This is a genomic window from Pelatocladus sp. BLCC-F211, assembly GCF_041928655.1.
Classification (GTDB): Bacteria; Cyanobacteriota; Cyanobacteriia; order Cyanobacteriales; family Nostocaceae; genus Pelatocladus.
This window is the reverse complement of sequence record NZ_JBHFLM010000167.1, coordinates 19,297-41,101: the sequence shown is the minus strand read 5'-3', so window position 1 is coordinate 41,101 and position 21,805 is coordinate 19,297. Positions and strand designations below refer to the sequence as shown.

The window sequence follows — 21,805 nt, the reverse complement described above, 5'->3', positions numbered from 1 at the left end:
TTATAAGTAATTGTCGTGTTGTAAAAGTAACTTACCCACTTGCGATCGCTTTCATATCACTCTGGTAAAAAATTTTCTCGCCAACGCGCAAAAGGGATGGGATTGAGGGGAGAAGGAGGACAAGGAGGACAAGAAATTTTAGATTTTAGATTGAAATCCAAAATCGCAAATCCAAAATTCTTCCCGATGCCCAATGACAAATGACAATTGACCATTGACTAACAACCAACAATTTATTTATTATGCTAAATTATACGTAGTCGTTATGAGTTTGGATATTTAGCCATCATGACTAACCCAAATGTAGAAAACGTGGTAATTATCGGTTCTGGGCCAGCCGGCTACACAGCTGCTATTTACGCGGGACGCGCCAACCTGAAACCAATTGTATTTGAGGGGTTCCAAGTAGGGGGTTTACCTGGTGGACAGTTGATGACAACAACGGAAGTAGAAAACTTTCCTGGCTTCCCCAAAGGGATTACTGGGCCAGAACTGATGGATTTGATGAAGGCTCAAGCCGAACGTTGGGGGGCTGAACTGTACACAGAAGACGTGATTGAAGTAGATTTGAGTCAGCGTCCGTTTACAGTCCGCTCAGAGGAACGAGAATTTAAAACCCATAGTTTAATTATTGCCACAGGTGCAACGGCAAAGCGTTTAGGTTTAACTAACGAGCATGAATTTTGGAGTCGTGGTATTTCTGCTTGTGCAATCTGTGATGGCGCTACACCAATTTTCCACGGTGCTGAATTAGCTGTGGTGGGTGGTGGCGACTCAGCAGCAGAAGAGGCTATTTATCTAACTAAATATGGCTCTAAGGTAAATTTGCTGGTACGCTCTGAAAATATGCGGGCTTCTAAAGCTATGCAAGACCGGGTTTTGAGTAACCCCAAAATCCATGTTCATTGGAACACTGAACCTGTGAATGTGTTCGGAAACGGTCACATGGAAGGGGTGAAAATCCGTAACAGTAAGACTGGGGAAGAAAGCGAACTGCACGTCAAGGGTTTATTTTACGCGATTGGTCATACTCCCAATACTTCTTTGTTTCAAGGACAAATAGAACTCGATGAAGTGGGTTACGTTGTTAGCAAGCCTGGTTCACCAGAAACTAGTTTAGAAGGCGTTTTTGCTGCTGGTGACGTACAGGATCATGAATATCGTCAAGCAATTACCGCAGCAGGTAGTGGTTGTATGGCGGCAATGTTAGCAGAACGGTGGTTGTCTAGCAATGGCTTAATTCAGGAGTTTCATCAAGTCTCACAAACTCCCGATAATGAATTAGAGCCTCAGCCGACCTCTAACAAAACTCTGACTGATGACGAATTTGATTTAACTGCAACACGTCATGAGGGAAGTTATTCTCTGCGGAAGCTTTTCCATGAAAGCGATCGCCTGCTCATTGTAAAATACGTTTCTCCTGGTTGTGGCCCTTGTCATACCCTCAAACCTATACTTAATAAAGTAGTCGATGACTTTGACGGCAAAATCCATTTTGTGGAAATTGATATCGACAAAGACCGGGAAATTGCGGAAAATGCAGGTATTAGCGGAACTCCCACAATTCAGTTCTTTAAGAACAAGGAACTGTTAAAAGAACTTAAAGGTGTGAAGCAAAAGAGCGAGTATCGACAGTTGATAGAAAGTAATTTGTAGTTATTACGCTATGGGTGTCTAATACCCTTTCACAAAAATCTTGATATTGGATTTACTGTAGGGGCGTACCGTCTACGCCCCTACCGATTTTTTTAGCTTCGCTATTAAACCTCGTTCATCTTGAAAAGAGGAGTTTTTCAAAAAGGACATTATGTAGGTTGGGTGGAACGGAGTGTAACCCAACCTACAAAACTACAGTTCTCAAAGTAGACGTGGTTTAGAATTGATTCCAAAGTGGGAAAGTGACGGAAAACCAAAATTTTAATGTTGAGAAGGCTAAATTTTTCGTAAATTAACCAACAGCATTATTGATTGTACAGCTCTCAAGTTAGCCACTCATATGACCAAAATTGCACCCGCTATTATTGTGCTGGGTAACAACAGTATCCCCGTTGCCCGTAAGATGATTAGTGTTTTGCCAGAAGCGCAGTTATACGGACTAGCAGGCCGGACTTCTGATGTGGATGTAAGTTTTACAGACTTTGGAGTTACACTGCGGGAATTATTTACAAATGGCACACCGATTATTGGCTTTTGTGCTACAGGTATTTTGATCAGAACCTTAGCACCACTGCTTGCCAACAAGCGACAGGAACCCCCAGTTTTAGCTGTTGCAGAGGATGGTAGTGCAGTTGTACCCCTATTGGGAGGACTTAATGGTGTCAATAGTTTGGCACGAAAGATTGCCAGTGTATTAAGTATAAAACCTGCAATCACAACTACGGGTGATATCCGCTTTGGTATTGCGTTAGAAGACCCGCCAGAAGGCTATCGTTTGTCTAACCCGGAATATGCCAAAACCTTTATGTCTGACCTCTTAGCAGGGCAATCGGTGCGCTTAGAAGGTAATGCAGCTTGGCTAAGAAATAATTTGTTACCTATTGCTCAAGAAGCAGAAAAGGTCATAGAAGTTACAGATAAGGAAGTAGATTCCACAGCAAATCACTTAATTTATCATCCTGCAACGATCGCCATCGGAATTACCCACCTTAATCCCCGCTTACAAACTGGGGAAAATTCCGAGTTAGTCGCCTTAGTAAAACAAATGCTAGTAGATGCACAGTTAGCTCCGGCGTCTGTGGCTGGGGTTTTTGCTAGTATCTCAGACGCAGCTGAACCTGGTTTCCAAGCGATCGCTAATTCTTTCAACGTACCAATTCGTTTTTTTACTCCCGATGCGATCGCTCAAATTATGTCTCAAAACAATACCACAGATGTGGCAACCGGAGCGGCTTTATTAGCTGCGGCGGCTGGGGAATTGGTAATGCAACGGCAAACAGCGAATTTTTCCTGTGCGATCGCGATCGCACCTTTACCCATCGACATCAATACCACAGGTACACCACGGGGACGCTTGGCAATTATTGGCACAGGGCCAGGTAAAAGTGATTGGATGTCGCCGGAAGTCAAAGAAATCTTACGTAATGCCACTGATTTTGTTGGTTATTCTACTTACTTGAATTTAGTTAGTATTTTCACCAAAGATAAGCGCCTGCATGAGTCTGACAATCGTGAAGAAATTGCACGAGCAAAAGTAGCCCTAGATTTAGCAGCAGAGGGACGGTTTGTGGTAGTAGTATCCTCTGGTGATCCTGGAATCTATGCAATGGCAGCCGCAGTCTTTGAAGTGCTGGATCAACAAGCCAAGCCAGAGTGGCAAAGTATTGAAATTCAAGTAGCACCGGGTATTTCCGCAATGCAAGCTGCCGCAGCCAAAATAGGCGCACCCCTTGGTCATGATTTCTGTGTAATTTCTCTCTCAGATATTTTAAAACCCTGGTCAATTATCGAACAACGCATTAGTGCTGCTGCCCAAGCAGATTTTGTAATTGCTTTTTATAACCCAGTTTCTAAACAACGCACCTGGCAATTAGCAGAGACACAAAAAATACTTCTGCGTCATCGTTCTGCCGATACTCCGGTAGTACTTGCGCGCAACCTCGGTAGAGATGGAGAATCAACTTTAGTGTGTACTCTGGGAAATTTAGTACCAGAACATGCTGATATGCGGACAGTGATTATTGTCGGTTCCAGCAAAACTCGCATGATTCAAAAACGAGATGGTGGGAACTGGGTTTATACTCCTCGTCGCTATGATGATTAATACCGAGATCAAAATATGAAATATCACTATGCACTTACATCTGCCCTGATTGGTGTCTCTGTTGTGATCGTGCAGTCTCAGATTGCAACTGCTCTATCTTCACAACAGTTAGAAAGTATCAGTCAAGAAATTACAGTCAAGATTATTGATAATAATCAAACTCCCCCTGGTAATGGTTCAGGAATAATTATCAAGCGCTCCGGTAACACCTACACCGTCCTGACTGCTTACCATGTGGTACAAGCTGGGAAAAAATACGAAATCATTACCCCTGATCAACAAAGTTATACAACCAACACTGTGAAACAATTGCAAGGGTTAGATTTAGCCATTGTTGAGTTTAGCAGTAGTAAAACTTATAACGTTGCAAAAATGGGTAATTCCGATCAAGCCACAGCCAGCACAACTGTATATGTTGCTGGGTTTCCTGGAAAGACAGCAGCAATTTCTAATCCTGGCTTATTTTTTGTCAAGGGACAGGTGAATGCTAACGGCACTGCCCAGCGTGATGGTTACAACTTAATTTACGATAATAAGACTGCCAAAGGCATGAGCGGCGGGCCTGTGCTGAATGAACAGGGGGAAGTAGTAGGCGTTCATGGTAGGGTTGACGATCAATTAGATGTGGGTATAGGCACTACTATCAATGTAGCTTTACAAAAAATACCAGTTGTGACGGCAAATGTGGAAGTTAGTGTGCCAAGTAAAACAGTTGCTACTGCGTTTAAAGCTGACGACTTCTATATCAAAGCAAACAGAAATTATGCTCAGAAAGACTATCAAGGAGCAATTGCCAATTATAGTGAAGCAATTCGCCTCAATCCCAAATATGCTTATGCTTACCTATACAGAGGTGTAGCCCGCTACCAATTGGGAGATAAGCAAGGGGAAATTGCTGACTACAACCAAGCCCTCAAGATTAATCCTAACCTTGACAAAGCCTACTACAACAGAGGTATAGCCCGCTCCGAATTGGGAGATAAGCAAGGGGCGATCGCAGATTATAATCAAGCCCTCAAAATTAATCCTAACTATGTGGATGCTTACTACAACAGAGGTATTATCCGGGCTGATTTAGGAGATAAGCAAGGGGCAATCGCAGATTATAATCAAGCCCTCAAAATTAATCCTAACTATACCAATGCCTACCTCAACCGGGGTATTGTCCGTGCTGAATTGAGAGACAACCAAGGGGCTATAGCTGATTATAATCAAGCCCTCAAAATTAATCCCAACTATGACAAAGCCTACTACAACAGAGGTATTGCCCACTTCGATTTGAGAGACAACCAAGGGGCTATAGCTGATTATAATCAAGCCATCAAAATTAATCCTAACTATGCTAATGCCTACTACAACAGAGGTATTGTCCGCGATGATTTGGGAGATAACCAAGGGGCTATAGCTGATTACACCCAAGCCATTAAAATTAATCCTAACTATGCTAATGCATACAACAACCGGGGTAGACTTCGTTTACGTTTAGGAGATACGCAAGGAGCGAGCGCAGATTATAATCAAGCCCTCAAAATTAATCCCAAGCTTTTGGAAGCCTACATTGGTCGATGTAATCTTCGCTCAGAGTTGGGAGACTACCAAGGGGCTATAGCCGATTGTAACCAAGCACTGAAAATTAACCCTAAAGATTCTGGTGCCTACAATAACCTGGGTAAAGCTCGTTATGGATTACAAGATTACCAAGGGGCGATCGCTGATTACAACCAAGCACTTAAGATTAATCCCAACTATGGCTATGCTTATTATGGTCGAGGTTTATCCCGTGCCAAGTTGGGTGATCAGCAAGCTGGGATTGCTGATTTACAAAAAGCTGCTGAAATCTTGCGAAAAGAAGGAGATACACAGTGGTATCAAAACGCATTGGAGGATATTAGAAGGCTTCAGCAGTAGGTAGAGTCAGACATAGAAGATGAAAATTATCTGGTGAGGAGCGATCGCACCAGCACTAATATTCAAGTTTCTTGTTTCAAACTCGAAGTTTCTTGTTTCAAACCCGAAGTTTCTTGTTTCAAACTCGAAGTTTCTTGTTTCAAACCCGAAGTTTCTTGTTTCAAACCCGAAGTTTCTTGTTTCAAACCTGAAATTTCTTGTTTCAAACCTGAAGTTTCTTGTTTCAAACCCGAAGTTTCTTGTTTCAAGCTTGAATTTTATTGCACCAGGCGACTAGAAGTGGCGGCTAAACAGACAAAACCCGCAAGACAAGGGTTAAAAGCCTTGATTTTCCGTTAGTCCGCGCAGGCGGACTTGGTTTGTATAGCCCCAACTTCTAATCGCCAGGGCTAGTTTTAGACTGTTGCAACAGAAAAGTTTCCACCTCATCTGTGGTTGGTTGAGATGCGATCGCTCCTGGTTTTATTGTTGTCAATGCTCCGACAGCGCTAGCATAGGTAACAATTTGTTTAGCTTTTTCTGGATTACTTAAGCTTTTGATTCCATGAGTTAGTAATTGGTGGATGAAGCCAGCCACAAAACTATCTCCGGCGCCAGTCGTATCAACCACATTCACAGCAAAGGCGGGTAACTCACCATCCTGTTCTTCAAAAGAGTAAGCACAACCTTGTTCGCCATCCGTCACCACTACACCTTCAATGGAGTCAAGATGGTTGAGAATTTCCCTTGGTTTTCTGGTGTTAAATAGCCATTCGGCTTCTTCTAGTGAGAGTTTGAGAAAATCGACTTGTTTGAATAAGGCGCGAATCGTTTGTGGTGCTATGTCAGGGTTAGGCCAAAATACAGGACGCCAATTTACATCTAGCAATACTTTGAGGTTGTATTCTTCCGCTAGTTCCAAAGTGCGGTAAACTGCTTTGGCACTTTCTGGATAAGCTAATTCCAAAGTACCCAAAACCAGAAAATCTGCGGCTTCAAAGAGCTTGATGGGTAATTGCTTGGCTTGCAAGCGGGTATCAGCAAATTCTGTGGTGTCGTACTGTCCAAATCCGGCAAATTGGCGATCGCCTTCAACAGAGCGAACCACATAAACTTGTCGCGTTGGTGCTGTTGGATGGCGCTGCACACCAATTGTATCCACACCTATATTTTGCAATAAATCTACCAGTTCATTACCTGGTTGATCTTCACCCACACAACCAATAAATCCCGTGGGGATACCCAGCTTGACTAAAGCACAGGCTACGTTGGCTGGCGCTCCCCCTGGATAAGGAGTCCAAGACTCCACCTCGGCGAGCGATCGCCCCAACTGATCAGCTAAACAATCAAATAAAATCTCACCCAGGCACAGAACACGGGGATTACTCATCTGGTTTTAAATTTCGGAAGACGATTTTCCAGTAAAGAATCTACAATAATTTCTACTATTTTGGGGGCGATGTGTAACACAATTAAACAGCTTTGTGAAAAGAGTATTAATACTAACAGTTGAAATGCCCACCAGCAAAAGAATCTTCTAGAATGAGAGAGTGATTGAGTACATATACCAAGGAGGATGAAATAAAGCATGGCTGGTGGCGAGTCTCAGACACCTGTAAGTCTGTCAGACAGAGAACTGCAAATTATCGACTTAGTGGCCGCTGGCTTAACTAATCAAGAAATTGCAGCAAAGCTTGAAATTAGCAAGCGTACGGTTGATAACCATATCAGCAATATTCTCACCAAAACTGGTACAGACAATCGAGTAGCTCTTGTTCGCTGGGCTTTGCACTGGGGCAAAGTCTGTTTGAATGATGTAAATTGCTGTCCTTTGCCAAATCCAAATATGACCGAACAAAATTACTAGTATGCTGACAAGCCTATTTTGATTGGTTTTTGTTCATTTTTCTCCTCACGCCTGATGTTAAAATGGGAACCTTTCAAAATTCAGCGCTACAGAGTACTGAAACATGGGTGAGGGGTAGGGACAGTTGCCCAAAAATGAGAAAAATGTTTGCCAGGTTAAGCATCCCAACTGTAAGAGCGAGGGTATTGGGCATTAGGTATTGGGCATGGGGCATGGGGCATTGGGTATGGGAAATTACTATTATCTCTAGCACCTACCTAGCCCCTAGCATCTAGCCCCTAGTCAATTAATTTTGGATTTTAGATTTGCGATTGGAGATTGACTGTAAATTCAATCTAAAATCCAAAATCCAAAATCCAAAATCCAAAATCTCAAATCTCAAATCTCAAATTGCTACAGTCAACAAAAATTAGCAACAATCCATAGACTCAAAGGTTAAATTTGAAGGAAATATATATTGCTCCATCAGCTTAGAGAGCAGTGTTTTTATGAATAATCTTGCTGATACCAAAATAGATGGGTTTCCTTTTGACTTATTTAATTTTGATTTCACAGCGCCTCAACCCACATTAGATGCTGATTTACTCAAACAGTTATCTTTTATTCCAGGGTTGAAAGAAATTCTCATGCTGCGGCAAGTTCATGCTCTAGAACATGCTACAGTCTGGCTTCTGAGCGAATCAAAAGTTACCCATCCTTCACCGTTTATCTCTAATAACATTCAGGTAGATAACAATTTATTTGGTGGTTTGTCTACAGAAGAAGGATTCTACCTTTACGGAGATGTAAATATTAGCGACTTGCGACGTGCAGTTACACTTGCTTTACATCGACTGATCAATGGAGAATGGCATTTAGCTGTACACCCCCGTTGTGGTACAAATGCATCAGTTGCAATGCTATTGACGGCTGGATTTGCTGTTAGTATGCATATGTTGCTACCACTAGGCATAATAGAACAACTCTTAGGTCTAGGGTTGGCAACAACAACAGCCGCAGAATTAGCCCCTGATGTAGGTGCTTTAGCACAAAAATACCTCACAACTGCAATTCCTTTCAATTTAAAAATTGAAAACATCACACATACACGGGATTTGTCAGGACGAGAAGCATATTTTGTGAAAGTATGCTGGCGAGAGTGAGGGACGGGGGGACAAGGGGGACAAAGGAAGGGGGACAAGGGAAGGGGGACAAAGAAGAATAACCATTGACCATTGACCAATGACCATTGACCATTGACTACTAACCAATTTATTAATGAGAAAGCTTTACTTTTTACTTCCGGGGACAGATAGCAAGTTTGCTTGTGGTGGTCTTTGGGCAGAATTAAAAACATTTAATCTTGCTAAGGAAGTTTGTCATGCTGATGTTGTCACTTACCGCCAAAGAGAGAAAGGAAAACTCTTTATTAATGATTTGCTACAAGAGAAAAATTTAGATGATGTGATTTTTGTGATTAGTTGGGGCTTTGATGTTGCTCGACTTGCTACTAAGCTTCAACAATATAATGTTGTTTACCATGCCCATAGTGCAGGTTATGGATTTAAATTACCTGCAAGTATTCCAATTATTAGTGTCAGCCGGGATACTATGGGATATTGGGGACAATCTTCACCTCATTCATTAATATATTATTTGCCGAATCAAATTAGTAACGAATTTCAAAATTTAAATTCGCAAAGAGATATAGATATATTAGTTCAAGCTCGGAAATCTTCGCAGTATTTGATGCAAGACTTGATTCCAGCTTTGCGAGAAAAATGCAAAGTCTTTGTTGTTAATTCCTATGTAGATGATTTACCAGGAGTATTCAATCGCGCTAAGATTTACCTCTATGATTCTGCTGAATACTGGGCGCAGCAAGGCGTAAGTGAAGGATTTGGTTTGCAACCGTTGGAAGCTCTGGCTTGTGGTTGTCAAGTTTTTTCTAGTATTAATGGTGGTTTATCGGATTATTTAGATCCTGGTTTTAATTGCTATAAAATAGCTGGATATTCAAAAGAGTATGATGTTCAACGTATTCTGAAATTACTGAATAATTGGACACCATCGGCATTATCTGAAGAGTTTTTGGCAGAATACAGATATGAAAATATTATCAAACGTTTAGAATTAATTTTAGATGATTTAAATGATTTTTTTGATCATAAAAAAGATCATCCTGGTAATATCAAAAATCTGACAAAAATGCGTTTGACTAGATTGCGCTTACAAACACTATTTAATAAGGTGAAAAAGAAGTATTTCAAAATTTGATAATTGATAACCAATGACCAATGACCAATGACGTTAGATTATATGTAAGTCATCATTGACTATTTCTCTGACTTTAGCCGCAGAATCTTGTTGTAATGCTGCTGTGAAGATCGCCTGTGCTTTTGGTATTGTTAATTGAGCGATCGCACTTTTAAATCTAGGAATTGCTTGGGGATTGAGACTCACTTCATCTAGTCCCAAGCCTAATAATATTGGTGCTGCGAGGGGATCGGCGGCGATTTCACCACACAACCCCACCCAGATACCAGCAGCGTGTCCAACTTCGACGGTTTGTTGGATCATTCGTAATACTGCTGGGTGCAAAGCATCGGTTAAATTTGCGACTTTGGGATTGGTGCGATCTGCTGCCATGATGTATTGACTAAGATCATTTGTACCAATACTAAAAAAGTCTACTTCCCTAGCTAAATGGTCGGCAATAGTGACTGCTGATGGAACTTCTACCATGATCCCTATTTCCATATCTTCATCAAAACCAATACCAGCTTGACGTAGTTCTGCTTGTACTTCGGCTAATATTACTTTTGCTGCTTGGATTTCGGTGACAGTCGCAATCATGGGAAACATGATTTTGATTTGATGGTGCAGGCTAGCCCGTAAAATAGCCCTTAGTTGTGTTTTCAAAACTTGGGGACGATCCAAACAAAAACGAATTCCCCGCCAACCTAAAAAAGGATTAGTTTCTACACCCACACCTAAATAAGGAATTGACTTGTCTCCACCAACATCGAGGGTACGGATAATTAAAGGACGATTATCTAAAATTTGAGCGATCGCCTGATAAACTTCTAGTTGCTGTTCTTCAGTAGGAGCAGTTGCACGATTCAGATAAAGAAACTCCGTGCGGAGTAGCCCGACACCTTCTGCACCAAAACTCACTGCTTGTTGTGTATCATGGACACTGTTGACATTAGCGAACACATTAATTCGGTGGCGATCGCGAGTCATGCAAGGTTGGTGGGTAATACTTCTTATTTGTTGCTGAGTTGCGTGTTGTGTATCTCGCTTGGCTTGAAGTGCTACCAGAGTATCTGCTTCTGGCCGTACCCAGACTCTACCCATCTCTCCATCAATAGCTAACTGTGTACCATCGGTTAGCTGTAATATTTCTAGTGGTAAGCCGACAATTGCTGGAATACCCAAAGACCGAGCCAGGATGGCTGTGTGGGATGTGGCGCTACCACCTGTGATACAAATGCCCAAAACTCTTGTCGGATCTAAGCTAGCTGTATCTGAGGGAGTCAGATCAGCCGCAACTAAAATCGCTGGTTGGGATACATCCACGATCATCATCGGAGTTCCCGATAATACCCGTAATACTCGCTCTCCCACATCAACAACATCGGCGATGCGTTCTTGTAAATAGGGATCATCAAGATGGCGATAGTTATTTGCTACCTCATTAATCACTTCTTGCCAAACAGCTTCTGCATTGAGGTGCTGGCTCAAAATGTGCTGCTGTGCTGTTTCTAACAAAGTTGGATCTTCTAAAAATAATAAATGGGCATCAAAAATAGCAGCTTCCGCATCACCAATTTGAATCGAGGAGTGTGACAGCAAAGTTTGAATTTCTTGTTGGGCAGTGTGCAATGCTGATTGTAAACGTTGCCACTCATCATTGGGATTTTCTACGTGATAATGCTGTATTTTTTCTAAAGAAGTTGTTTGGTTCGAGCTGATAGGCGTTTTTCGATAGCGAAAACAAGGTGCGATCGCCACTCCACTAGAGGCGGGAATACCTTGGAGGGAGGAGAGAGTGTGGGGAGTAATGTAGAGACGCGATTCATCGCGTCTGGGAGTGTGGGGAGGAGTGTTGTCTTCGCCGAAGTTGGTGGTGAATAATGTTTGTAATGCGGCTAATGCTGCTTCTGCGTCAGTACCAGTAGCAGTTATGACAATTTCGTCTCCTTGACGTACTCCTAACATTGCTACTTGGTTGATACTGTCAGCGCGGACAAATTCGCTAGCTTTAGTAGCATTTTTGACTTTAATTTGGGATTGGAATCGGGCAGCACACCCTACAAATTGAGCTGCGGGGCGGGCGTGTAATCCAAATCTATTACTGACTCTCAGCGTGATTTCGTGTGTGTGTGGCGTGTCATTAATCATTGGTTCTTCACGAATGACCAATGACAAATGACTATCATCCAAACCTAACTGAGTTGCTTTTGCTACTAATGCTCCCTGTGCTTCTGCGATTACCTGTTGGATGTGATTACCGGCTGCTGCTGCAACTACTGCGGCGATCGCACCTTCAACTAGAGGCGCTGCACACAAATGTACTTGCTGTTGTTGTTCGCTGGGGAGGAACTCTAACGCCATTTCTGCACTCATCAAGGCGCTACCGAGATCCATCAGTACCAACACACCATCATCACTATATACAGATGCGATCGCCTCATAAACCTGTATCGCATCTGTACCTAAAGGATTTGCGGGATCGTCAATTCCTGCTGCAACGGCGATGGGAACATGATCTTGAACCATCTGTACCGCCAGTTCTCGCACGCCTTCTGCTAGCCGTTTACTGTGAGAAACAATAACAATTCCAATCACGGAGACACCGTTAATTAATTGCGGATTGCTTTCTTCAACCTCATTATGGGGGGTAACTCAAATTTTTGGGTAAATTTTCAGCAAACCGTAATCTATTGGGTGTCATTGGTCATTTGTTATTAGTAGAGACGCGATTAATCGCGTCTTTACAATAGGCGATTAATCGCGTTTGTACAATAATCATTAGTCATTTGTGAAGATAAATAAATACTGGAAGAATGTCTAAAATCGCTTTTTATTGGTAGTGTAGGGGAAAAATTAGAAATTCACACCCTTATTCCCTCATACCCTCACACTCTTGCTTCTATGACGCTGTATCAGTATCAAGTTGGAGGTAGTCTTCCCGAAGATGCGCCAACCTATGTCACCCGTAAAGCTGACGCTGAACTCTACGAAGCTTTGCAAGCGGGGGAGTTTTGTTATGTACTCAACTCTCGACAAATGGGTAAATCTAGCTTGCGGGTGCAGGTGATGCGGCGATTGCAACAAGAGGAAATTGCATGTGCTGCTATTGATATTACAGCGATTGGGACGGCAGATATCACGCCGGAACAATGGTACGCCGGGGTGATTGATAGTTTAATTGGGACTTTTGGACTCTACCATGATTTTGATTTAGAAAATTGGTGGTTCGAGCATAATTTGCTTTCACCAGTGCAGAAGTTAAGCAAGTTTCTCGAAACGGTTTTACTTCAGAGAATTACTGACAAAATTATTATTTTTATTGATGAAATAGATAGTATTCTCAGCATTCAATTCAATTTAGATGATTTTTTTGCTGTGATTCGCGATTGTTACAACCGTCGTGCTGACCAACCAGCATACAACCGTTTGACGTTTGCATTAATTGGAGTTTGTACACCTTCCGATTTAATTGGGGATAAGCGAAGGACACCATTTAATATTGGTAGAGCAATTGATTTAACGGGATTTCAACTTGAAGAAGCGCAGCCATTAGCAAGAGGACTTACATCTGTTGGTGATCCACAAGCATTAATGCAAGCTGTGTTGGAGTGGACTAGTGGACAGCCGTTTTTGACACAGAAAGTTTGTAAGTTGGTAGCGCAGGTGGGGAGTGAGGGAAGTAATGTAGAGACGCGATTCATCGCGTCTGGGAATGTGGGGAGACGCGGGGAGGAGGGGGAAGTTTCTATTTTTGTGGGACGTTTGGTGCGTCAGCGGATTGTTGAAAATTGGGAAATGCATGATGAGCCGGAGCATTTGCGGACAATTCGAGATAGGCTGTTGCGGAGTAGTGAACAGCGGACTGGGCAATTATTGGCTTTGGCTCAACAGATTTTGCAACAGGGAGAGGTTGCAAGTGATAATAGCCCGGAGCAAACAGAGTTGCGGTTAACAGGATTGGCTGTAAAACGTGGTGGCAAACTGTTAATTTATAACCGCATTTATGCAGAGGTATTTAATCAACAATGGTGTGAGCAACAATTAGCAAAACTCCGCCCTTATGCGAGTGAAATTAATGCTTGGATGGCTTCAGAGTGTGAAGATGAATCGCGTTTATTGCGGGGACAAGCTTTGCAAGAGGCTTTACAGTGGGCGACTGGCAAAAGTTTGAGCAGTGTAGATTATCAGTATTTATCTGCGAGTCAGGAATTTGATAAACGAGAAGTCCAACACGCTTTGGTAGCAGAACAGGAAGCAAATCAGCTTTTGGCACAGGCGCGACAACAGGCGGAAAAGGCTTTAGAGACGGAAAGAGAAGCAAATCAGGTATTAGCAAATGCTCAAAAGAAGGCGAGGCGGATTTTATTTGGGACTACAACTGCGGCAGTTATTTCTTTAGCATTGGCTGGATTTGGTTGGCAACAATTTAGAACAGCGCAAACTGTTACACGGTTGGAACAATCATCTGCGCGTTTGTTCCGATTGTCTGAGTTTATTAGTATTGATAATTTAGTCGAGGCAACACAGTCTGTAAAAGAGCTAAAACAAATAGTCAAAGATAATGGCTCATTTACGAAATATCCAACTGTTAGCCCTCTGTTAGCTTTGCAAACTACTCTCGAAAATATCAGCGAGAAAAATCAATTGAGGCATAACAGTGCGGTCAACAAAGTGGTGTTTAGCCCCGATGGCAAAACTATTGCCACTGCATCAAATGACAACACAGCCAAGTTATGGAATCTCCAAGGCAAACTAATTGCCACCTTCAACCATAATAGTTGGGTCAACAACGTGGTGTTTAGCCCCGATGGCAAGACTATTGCCACTGCATCAAGTGACAAGACAGCCAAGTTGTGGAGTCTTCAAGGTCAAGAAATTGCCACCTTCAAACATAACAGTGCGGTCAACAACGTGGTGTTTAGCCCCGATGGCAAGACTGTTGCGACTGCATCAAGTGACAAGACAGCCAAGTTGTGGAGTCTTCAAGGTCAAGAAATTGCCACCTTCAAACATAACGGTGCGGTCAACAACGTGGTGTTTAGCCCCGATGGCAAGACTGTTGCCACTGCATCAGATGACAAGACAGCCAAGTTGTGGAATCTCCAAGGCAAACTAATTGCCACCTTCAAGCATAACGATTCTGTCAACAACGTGGTGTTTAGCCCCGATGGCAAGACTGTTGCGACTGCATCAAGTGACAAGACAGCCAAGTTGTGGAATCTTCAAGGCAAACTAATTGCCACCCTCAACCATAATAGTTGGGTCAACAACGTGGTGTTTAGCCCCGATGGCAAGACTATTGCCACGACTGCATTAGTGGACAACACAGCCAAGTTGTGGAATCTCCAAGGCAAAGAAGTTGCCACCCTCAAGTATAATGGCGAGATCTACAACGTGGTGTTTAGCCCCGATGGCAACACTGTTGCGACTGCATCAAGTGACGGCACAGCCAAGTTGTGGAATCTCCAAGGCAAACAAATTGCCACCCTCAAGCATAACGGTGCGGTAATCAACGTGGTGTTTAGCTCTAATAGCAAGACTGTGGCGACTGCATCAAGTGACGGCACAGCCAAGTTGTGGAATCTCCAAGGCAAACCAATTGCTACCCTCAAACATAATAGTGAGGTCAACAACGTGGTGTTTAGCCCTGATGGCAAAACTGTTGCTACTGCATCAGGTGACGATAATATTCGCTTATGGACTCAGGTAGGGGATGATTGGCAGCAGTTGGCTGAATATCAAGGTAAAAATGGAGTATTCAGCCCAGATGGTAAGTTAATAGCGGTTGTTGTAGATAATACTGTGCAGTTGCGTCCGGTTGAGGGTTTAGATGAACTGCTGGTGCGGGGGTGCGATTGGCTGAGAGATTATTTTGCTAGCCATCCTGATGTGTCGAATGAGGCGTGCCGTTAAAAGGATGGGGAAAGGGGAAGGGTGAAGGCTGAAGGGTGCGATTAAGGCTTTTTCGATGAGTATTTGAGCTTCGTTGTTGAGTATTTGAGCCTCGGCATCGAGTCTTTTATACTCATTAACGAGTCTTTGATCTCCGTCGTCGAGCCTTTGATCTCCGTCGTCGAGTCTTTTATACTCATTAACGAGTCTTTGAGCCTCGTCGATGAGATTAACGTGATTAAGGTTAAAGTAAACGAATTCCCTCAGTTCCTTGCAACTTTGCATCAAATGTAACGGTTTCACTGCATCCAGCTTGTTCGTTTAACTTTCCAATTAGATAATCAGAGAAATCTGCTTTTCCTTTTTTCATCTGCTGTAATGACCACAAAGCAGCTTCTCTGTTTTCAAAATCAAAAGCATCTGCTTTCAGTATTTTCTCGATCACTTCGGTAATTTCAATACGACTAAGTTTGTAAGAAGTTTTCAGTACCCAGACAAGTTCACACAAAACAATATTGTTGATAAAACAAGTTTCACCGCTTGCCTTAACCTGTTTAATATATTCATCCGCTAGTTTCCATTGTTCCAAATCATCCCGTACAAGATAACGAACAATAACATTTGTATCCAGCCCCTTGCTCACAAGCTACCACCACACTGTTCAATTGCTTCATTCATCTGTTCAACAGACACAGCCTTTCTTCCTGGCTTGTGCAGAATACCAGATAAGTCTTCAACTTGAACATTCAATGGTTGAATATATACTCTACCGTCAGCTTCAATAAAGAAACTAATGCGATCGCCTGGACGTAAGTTCAGTTTCTCGCGAATTTCCTTGGGGATAGTTGTTTGACCTTTACTAGTAATTGTGGCAATAGACATACTTTTCCTTACAACAAATATAATTTCTTACTTTATTTTGACATTCTCCCACTCTTTGAAGGGGTGGGATTCTCAATTGACTTAGCTTGCTGATCCTATCGCCTCAATTGCGGCTTCAAGAGCGATCGCCACATGAGTCCAATGTGTCCCCCCTTGGCAGTACACTACATACGGTTCTCGTAATGGCCCATCAGCTGAGAACTCTAATGTGCTACCCTCAATAAATGTCCCGCCAGCCATGACGACTTTGCTTTCGTAACCTGGCATTTGATCAGGAATGGGGTCTAGATAAGAACCGATGGGTGAATTTTGTTGTATCGCTTTACAAAAGGCAATTAGCTTCTCGGCGGAACCGAGTTTAATTGCCTGGATCACATCACGCCGAGGTGCAAGAGGTGCGGGATTAACTGGATAACCAAGCTTGTCAAAAACATAACCTGTCAAGTGCGTACCTTTCATGGCTTCTCCTACCATCTGGGGTGCAAGAAATAAGCCTTGGAAGAGCAGACGATTTTGATCAAAGGTCGCACCGCCGTAACTACCGATACCAGGGGCAGTTAGGCGACAGGCAGCCGCTTCTACCAAATCAGCACGACCGGCGACATAACCACCTGCTGTGACAATAGTTCCACCGGGATTTTTGATCAAGGAACCCGCCATTAAATCAGCACCAACGTGCGTAGGTTCACTGACTTCGATAAATTCGCCGTAGCAATTATCAACAAAACAAATCGTGTTCGGATTTTGCTGCTTGACTAAATTAATTATTTTTTCAATATCAGCAATTGACAGACTCGGTCGCCAAGAATAGCCACAAGAGCGCTGAATTAGGACTAGACTAGTTTTATCCTCCACCGCTCGACTTAAAGCTTGCCAATCCACACTTCCTTCTGGGGTAAGATCCAATTGGCGATAGCGAATGCCAAACTCTATAAGGGAGCCTTGACCATGACCCCGTAAACCTATTACTTCTTCTAATGTGTCGTAAGGAGCGCCAGCAACCGAGAGTATTTCATCACCAGGACGGAGGACACCAAATAAGGCACAAGCGATCGCGTGAGTACCAGAGACAAACTGAACTCGCACAATAGCTGCCTCTGCGCCCATAACTTCGGCAAACACCTTGTCTAAAGTTTCTCGCCCTAAGTCATCATGACCGTATCCTGTGACACCTGCAAAATGGTGAGCGCCGACTCGATGATGACGAAAAGCACTTAACACTCTGTAAAGGTTTCTCTTGACCTGAGCGTCAATTCCAGAAAAAATCTGTAACAGTGCCTGTTCTGCTTGCCGCAGCTGTTCTAAGCTGTTCATTAGTTCCTCATTCACAAAAAAACATAATATGCGGATTTAAGGATCGCGCAGACTAGGCTGAACAATTCCTATTCAGGTTACTGCATGACAATTGCTACATCAACAAAATCCCGAAGCCATTTAGTACACATTACATTCTTGACTGTTGTGCACGCTGCTGCGTTGCTTGCTCTGTTTCCCGCTTTCTTTAGCTGGAAAGCAGTTGGTGTGTGCTTGTTTCTCCATTGGGTAACAGGTGGCTTAGGTATTACTCTGGGCTATCACCGCCTCGTCACCCACCGTAGTTTTCAAACCCCCAAGTGGCTAGAATACTTCCTTGTTTTGTGCGGAACCCTTTCCTGCGAAGGAGGCCCAATAGAATGGGTCGGTATGCATCGAATGCATCATTTATACTCAGATAAGGAGTTAGATCCCCATGATTCCAACAAAGGCTTCTGGTGGAGTCACATGGGTTGGATGTTTTTTCATTCACCACTTCAGCCAGAAGTACCTCGCTTTACGAAAGATATTGGCGATGACCCAGTTTATCAGTTTTTCCAAAACAATTTAATTTGGCTCCAAGTAGCTCTAGGTGTAGTACTGTTTTTGCTAGGTGGCTGGCCTTTTGTGATCTGGGGAGTTTTTGTTCGCTTAGTTTTTGTATGGCATTGCACCTGGTTTGTCAATAGTGCGACCCATAAATTTGGTTATCGTACTTATGAATCAGGCGATCGCTCAACAAATTGTTGGTGGGTTGCCTTATTAACTTACGGTGAAGGTTGGCACAATAACCACCACGCTTTTCAGTATTCGGCTCGTCACGGACTGCAATGGTGGGAAATTGACATGACTTGGATGACAGTCAAACTGCTACAAGTCCTTGGCCTTGCCACGAATGTCAAGTTGGCTGATAAATAGTCATGAGATGATTAAAGTCATCAATTATTGATAATAGAACTAACGCTGTGTGCGATTTTTAACCCCCCTCATTTACTGGCTTGTAGCCTAAGAATGAGTGGGGTTTTCAAAATTTTAAATCCAGAAAAATAGTTGGCAGGCATGTGCATTCAGACACGTTAGCTTGATATAATCCAGAACGCTAATGTTACAAAACTTCACAGCAAGTTCATTTTTGAGTCACTTGAATGTGAAGTGTTTTGGTATTTACTAATTCATGACAACATCAACAATCAACATCCTCAAGCCATCAGATAGCATTAATCAAGCTGACTTCAAGCTGAAAGATATTATTAAAAGCCTGCCACGGGAATGTTTCTTGCAGAATCGGCGCAAAGCTTGGACAAGACTTGTGATCAATGTATTGATGGTTGGCTTGGGCTATTTCTGCCTAACCATTGCTCCTTGGTTTCTCTTACCTCCAGTCTGGATTTTTATCGGCACTGCTTTGACAGGTTTTTTTGTTATAGCTCATGATTGTGGTCATCGTTCGTTTGCTAAACGCCGTTGGGTAAACGATTTGGTGGGACATTTGATGATGATGCCGTTAGTTTATCCGTTTCACAGTTGGCGAATTAAGCATAATTATCATCATGCTCATACTAATAAGCTAGAAGAAGACAATGCTTGGCATCCAATCAGACCACATGTATATGAAGGCTGGGGAAAATTATTACAGTGGGGTTTTGAGGGTTTCATGCGGAACCGTTTATGGTGGATCGGTTCAATCCTGCATTGGGCAAACCTGCACTTTAATTGGACGAAATTCCGTGCTAAGGATCAATCAAAAATCAAGCTATCCATTGCTGTAGTAGTGCTATTTGCAGCGATCGCTTTCCCTTTGATCATTGTTAATCTCGGTATTTGGGGATTTATCAAATTTTGGTTTATCCCTTGGTTGGTTTTCCATTTTTGGATGAGTACCTTTACCTTGGTTCACCATACTGCTCCATATATTCCTTTTGTAGAAGCAGCAAACTGGAACGCCGCCATAGCACAGCTATCTGGTACTGTTCACTGCGATTATCCTCGTTGGATCGAATTTCTCTGCCATGATATCAATGTCCACGTTCCCCACCACATTTCTACAGCGATTCCTTCTTATAATTTACGGTTAGCTCATCGTAGCCTAGAAGAAAATTGGGGAAATTATCTGAGTAAATCCCGATTCTCTGTGTCTTTAATCAAGCAGATAACAGACCAGTGTCATCTTTATGATCCAGAGAGTGGATATTTATCTATGCAGGATTACCAGAAAGCTAAGGGTGTAAGGGTGTAAGGGCATGAATCAGTTATCAGTTAACAGTTAACTGAATAACTGATAACTGTTCCCTATTTTCAACTATTAGAACCGTCCATTTCCCTGCACGATATGTTTGACCGTAGTTAGGCTTTCTAGGCTGATAAAGCCACGTCGATGACCTTTCTGGTTGGACATACCAAGAAATACGCCATCTCCCCGTGCAGGGTTACGGGTAAAGCGGGGAGAAGAATTGATGTAACTGGAGGCGCTGTTGACTCCCAAGGCAAATTGTCGGCTTTCTTGGTAAGATTCTGTAACAATACAGTCGGCGTGACCACTGCTGTACTGATTAATCCAAGTGATCGCTCCCTCTAAGCTATCCACTAATTTAAAAGCAATGGTTTTAGTTAAATAAGCGCTTTCCCATTCTCCATCTTTGGCTAGTTGTAACTGGGGAAAAGCTTCTACTAATTCTGGATCTCCTTTAATTTCAAAGCCTTTCTCTTGTAAGCTGTTCCACAGAGTAATTAAAGAAGATGGCATAGCTTGCCGATGAATCAAAACTTTTTCGATCGCATTCACCGGATCAGGTTGGCTACAGTGGCTATCAACAATTATCCAACGTACCATTTCCAAGCTGCCATTGAGTGACCAATACAGGTAACAATTACCCATTGTTGACTTCAGTACTGGTGCTGTAGATTGCCGTACCACCTGCTGTACTAAGCTAGAACGCCCGTAGGGAATGACTAAATTTAAATACTGGTCTTGGCTGACCAAATCACGGATGGAAGCACCGTGTTCAGTTTGGATTAATTCTATACAGCCAGACGATAAACCAGCATCAGCAATTCCAGCTTGTAAAGCCTCAGCGATCGCCGCGTTCGAGTGACTAGCTTCTGTACCACCTTTAAGGATCAAACAATTACCTGTTTTGATACATAAACCTGCTGCGATCGCTGCTAATTCTGGAAACGCTTCATAAATAAACGCGATCACTCCTAAAGGCGTTAGCTGTGTGTAAGTCTGGGAATCTTCGAGTTGATAGTCAGCACTACGCACTCGCCGCAGTGGATCAGATAGTTCTCCTAGTCGTTGCAAAATATCTACAGCTGCTTCCAGACGTCTTGGGGTTAGCTTTAGCCAGTCCAAAATTAAATCTGGTATAGCCATTTCCCGACTAGCTTCTAAATCCAAAGTATTAGCTTCTAGAATATCGTCAAAAGAACGTTTGATCGCCTCTGCCATAGCCAAGACGGCGCGACTGCGATCTATCCCTTTGGTAATTCCTAACTTTAAAGAAGCAGCGTAGGCACGCTTAGTGCTGGCGATTGTTTCGGGGCTGTGATCAAAAGCATCCACTGTCATTGAATCAACGTCTGTAAGTAAGCCAGACCATCAGTGCGGGTAGAATTGCCAAAAGTACTGCTACCATTGCCCAAGCGATTATACTAGAACCACTGGCCAATCGTAGCGCTAATGGCAACCATATAATCACTAGCACGAAAATAATGCCAAGTGCTACTGGTAGATAGCTTTCTCCTAAACGCGGATGGACGACTTGCCAGGTAGAACCTGTCCAGCGCCAAGCGCGTTTATAGGGATAGGTAGTAGAAAGCTGTTCCAGCACATAACCATTATCTTCAACTACAAAGATTTGTTGACAGCGATCGCACCCAAACGCTTCTGTAAGCGTAATCGGAATTAACCGTCCCCGACGACGACAGGGACAGGGATATTCGCTATTAAAATCAAGTTTTTCGGGTTTTTGAGATTGCACAAGGAT

General features: G+C 42.9%; 17 protein-coding genes. 9 read left to right on the top strand and 8 right to left on the bottom strand.

Annotated elements, in window-relative coordinates:
- Window positions 1–288 precede the first annotated feature (288 nt).
- The 3 genes from trxB (at window position 289) to ACE1AT_RS20795 (ending at window position 5,668) form a co-directional block, all read left to right on the top strand.
- A complete protein-coding gene (trxB, locus tag ACE1AT_RS20805; protein ID WP_374871757.1) occupies window positions 289–1,656 on the top strand; it encodes a thioredoxin-disulfide reductase in 1,368 nt (455 codons plus the stop codon).
- A gap of 340 nt (window positions 1,657–1,996) precedes the next feature.
- The gene (cobJ, locus tag ACE1AT_RS20800) at window positions 1,997–3,760 is read left to right on the top strand and encodes a precorrin-3B C(17)-methyltransferase (RefSeq protein WP_374871755.1); all 1,764 of its coding nucleotides are present in this window, start codon (window positions 1,997–1,999) and stop codon (window positions 3,758–3,760) included.
- A gap of 15 nt (window positions 3,761–3,775) precedes the next feature.
- The gene (locus ACE1AT_RS20795) at window positions 3,776–5,668 is read left to right on the top strand and encodes a tetratricopeptide repeat protein (protein ID WP_374871754.1); all 1,893 of its coding nucleotides are present in this window, start codon (window positions 3,776–3,778) and stop codon (window positions 5,666–5,668) included.
- A gap of 62 nt (window positions 5,669–5,730) precedes the next feature.
- Here ACE1AT_RS20795 and ACE1AT_RS20790 read toward each other — a convergent pair whose 3' ends face one another.
- Window positions 5,731–5,916: a hypothetical protein gene (locus ACE1AT_RS20790; RefSeq protein ID WP_374871753.1), complete on the bottom strand. Its 186-nt coding sequence runs from the start codon at window positions 5,914–5,916 to the stop codon at window positions 5,731–5,733.
- A gap of 128 nt (window positions 5,917–6,044) precedes the next feature.
- A complete protein-coding gene (locus ACE1AT_RS20785) occupies window positions 6,045–7,037 on the bottom strand; it encodes a carbohydrate kinase (protein WP_374871751.1) in 993 nt (330 codons plus the stop codon).
- A 198-nt stretch (window positions 7,038–7,235) separates the two neighbouring features.
- Here ACE1AT_RS20785 and ACE1AT_RS20780 point away from each other — a divergent pair, with 198 nt between their 5' ends.
- The 3 genes from ACE1AT_RS20780 to ACE1AT_RS20770 all read left to right on the top strand — a co-directional run bounded on the left by ACE1AT_RS20780 (window position 7,236) and on the right by ACE1AT_RS20770 (window position 9,770).
- Window positions 7,236–7,514 carry a LuxR C-terminal-related transcriptional regulator gene (locus tag ACE1AT_RS20780; protein WP_374871750.1) on the top strand — a complete coding sequence of 93 codons (279 nt, stop codon included), beginning with the start codon at window positions 7,236–7,238 and terminating at the stop codon, window positions 7,512–7,514.
- 488 nt (window positions 7,515–8,002) lie between these two features.
- Entirely contained in the window at window positions 8,003–8,656 is a 654-nt protein-coding gene (locus ACE1AT_RS20775; RefSeq protein WP_374871748.1) for a DUF6391 domain-containing protein, read from the top strand.
- A gap of 115 nt (window positions 8,657–8,771) precedes the next feature.
- Window positions 8,772–9,770 (top strand): glycosyltransferase, encoded by a 999-nt coding sequence (locus tag ACE1AT_RS20770; RefSeq protein ID WP_374871746.1) that lies wholly within the window; start codon window positions 8,772–8,774, stop codon window positions 9,768–9,770.
- Between the two features lie 33 nt (window positions 9,771–9,803).
- Here ACE1AT_RS20770 and ptsP read toward each other — a convergent pair whose 3' ends face one another.
- Window positions 9,804–12,347: a phosphoenolpyruvate--protein phosphotransferase gene (gene ptsP, locus ACE1AT_RS20765; protein ID WP_374871744.1), complete on the bottom strand. Its 2,544-nt coding sequence runs from the start codon at window positions 12,345–12,347 to the stop codon at window positions 9,804–9,806.
- A gap of 306 nt (window positions 12,348–12,653) precedes the next feature.
- Between ptsP and ACE1AT_RS20760 the strand changes: the two genes are divergently transcribed.
- On the top strand, window positions 12,654–15,665 hold the full coding sequence (locus ACE1AT_RS20760) for an AAA-like domain-containing protein (RefSeq protein WP_374871742.1): 3,012 nt from the start codon (window positions 12,654–12,656) through the stop codon (window positions 15,663–15,665).
- A gap of 223 nt (window positions 15,666–15,888) precedes the next feature.
- On the opposite strand, the gene ACE1AT_RS20755 is transcribed toward ACE1AT_RS20760, so the two are convergent.
- From ACE1AT_RS20755 to ACE1AT_RS20745, 3 genes are all read right to left on the bottom strand, one after another.
- Window positions 15,889–16,287: a PIN domain-containing protein gene (locus ACE1AT_RS20755; protein WP_374871740.1), complete on the bottom strand. Its 399-nt coding sequence runs from the start codon at window positions 16,285–16,287 to the stop codon at window positions 15,889–15,891.
- Window positions 16,284–16,526 carry an AbrB/MazE/SpoVT family DNA-binding domain-containing protein gene (locus ACE1AT_RS20750; RefSeq protein WP_374871738.1) on the bottom strand — a complete coding sequence of 81 codons (243 nt, stop codon included), beginning with the start codon at window positions 16,524–16,526 and terminating at the stop codon, window positions 16,284–16,286. The genes ACE1AT_RS20755 and ACE1AT_RS20750 overlap by 4 nt, the downstream gene beginning before the upstream one ends.
- A gap of 81 nt (window positions 16,527–16,607) precedes the next feature.
- A complete protein-coding gene (locus ACE1AT_RS20745; RefSeq protein ID WP_374871736.1) occupies window positions 16,608–17,840 on the bottom strand; it encodes an aminotransferase class I/II-fold pyridoxal phosphate-dependent enzyme in 1,233 nt (410 codons plus the stop codon).
- Between the two features lie 84 nt (window positions 17,841–17,924).
- Between ACE1AT_RS20745 and ACE1AT_RS20740 the strand changes: the two genes are divergently transcribed.
- Together ACE1AT_RS20740 and ACE1AT_RS20735 are read left to right on the top strand one after the other, a co-directional pair.
- Entirely contained in the window at window positions 17,925–18,737 is an 813-nt protein-coding gene (locus ACE1AT_RS20740) for an acyl-CoA desaturase (protein WP_374871734.1), read from the top strand.
- Between the two features lie 256 nt (window positions 18,738–18,993).
- The gene (locus ACE1AT_RS20735) at window positions 18,994–20,055 is read left to right on the top strand and encodes a fatty acid desaturase (RefSeq protein ID WP_374871732.1); all 1,062 of its coding nucleotides are present in this window, start codon (window positions 18,994–18,996) and stop codon (window positions 20,053–20,055) included.
- Window positions 20,056–20,121: 66 nt separating this feature from the next.
- Here ACE1AT_RS20735 and ACE1AT_RS20730 read toward each other — a convergent pair whose 3' ends face one another.
- Together ACE1AT_RS20730 and ACE1AT_RS20725 are read right to left on the bottom strand one after the other, a co-directional pair.
- Window positions 20,122–21,387, bottom strand: a complete 1,266-nt coding sequence (locus ACE1AT_RS20730) for a glutamate-5-semialdehyde dehydrogenase (protein ID WP_374871730.1) — start codon at window positions 21,385–21,387, stop codon at window positions 20,122–20,124.
- 4 nt (window positions 21,388–21,391) lie between these two features.
- Window positions 21,392–21,799 carry a hypothetical protein gene (locus ACE1AT_RS20725; protein WP_017309508.1) on the bottom strand — a complete coding sequence of 136 codons (408 nt, stop codon included), beginning with the start codon at window positions 21,797–21,799 and terminating at the stop codon, window positions 21,392–21,394.
- Window positions 21,800–21,805: the final 6 nt, after the last annotated feature.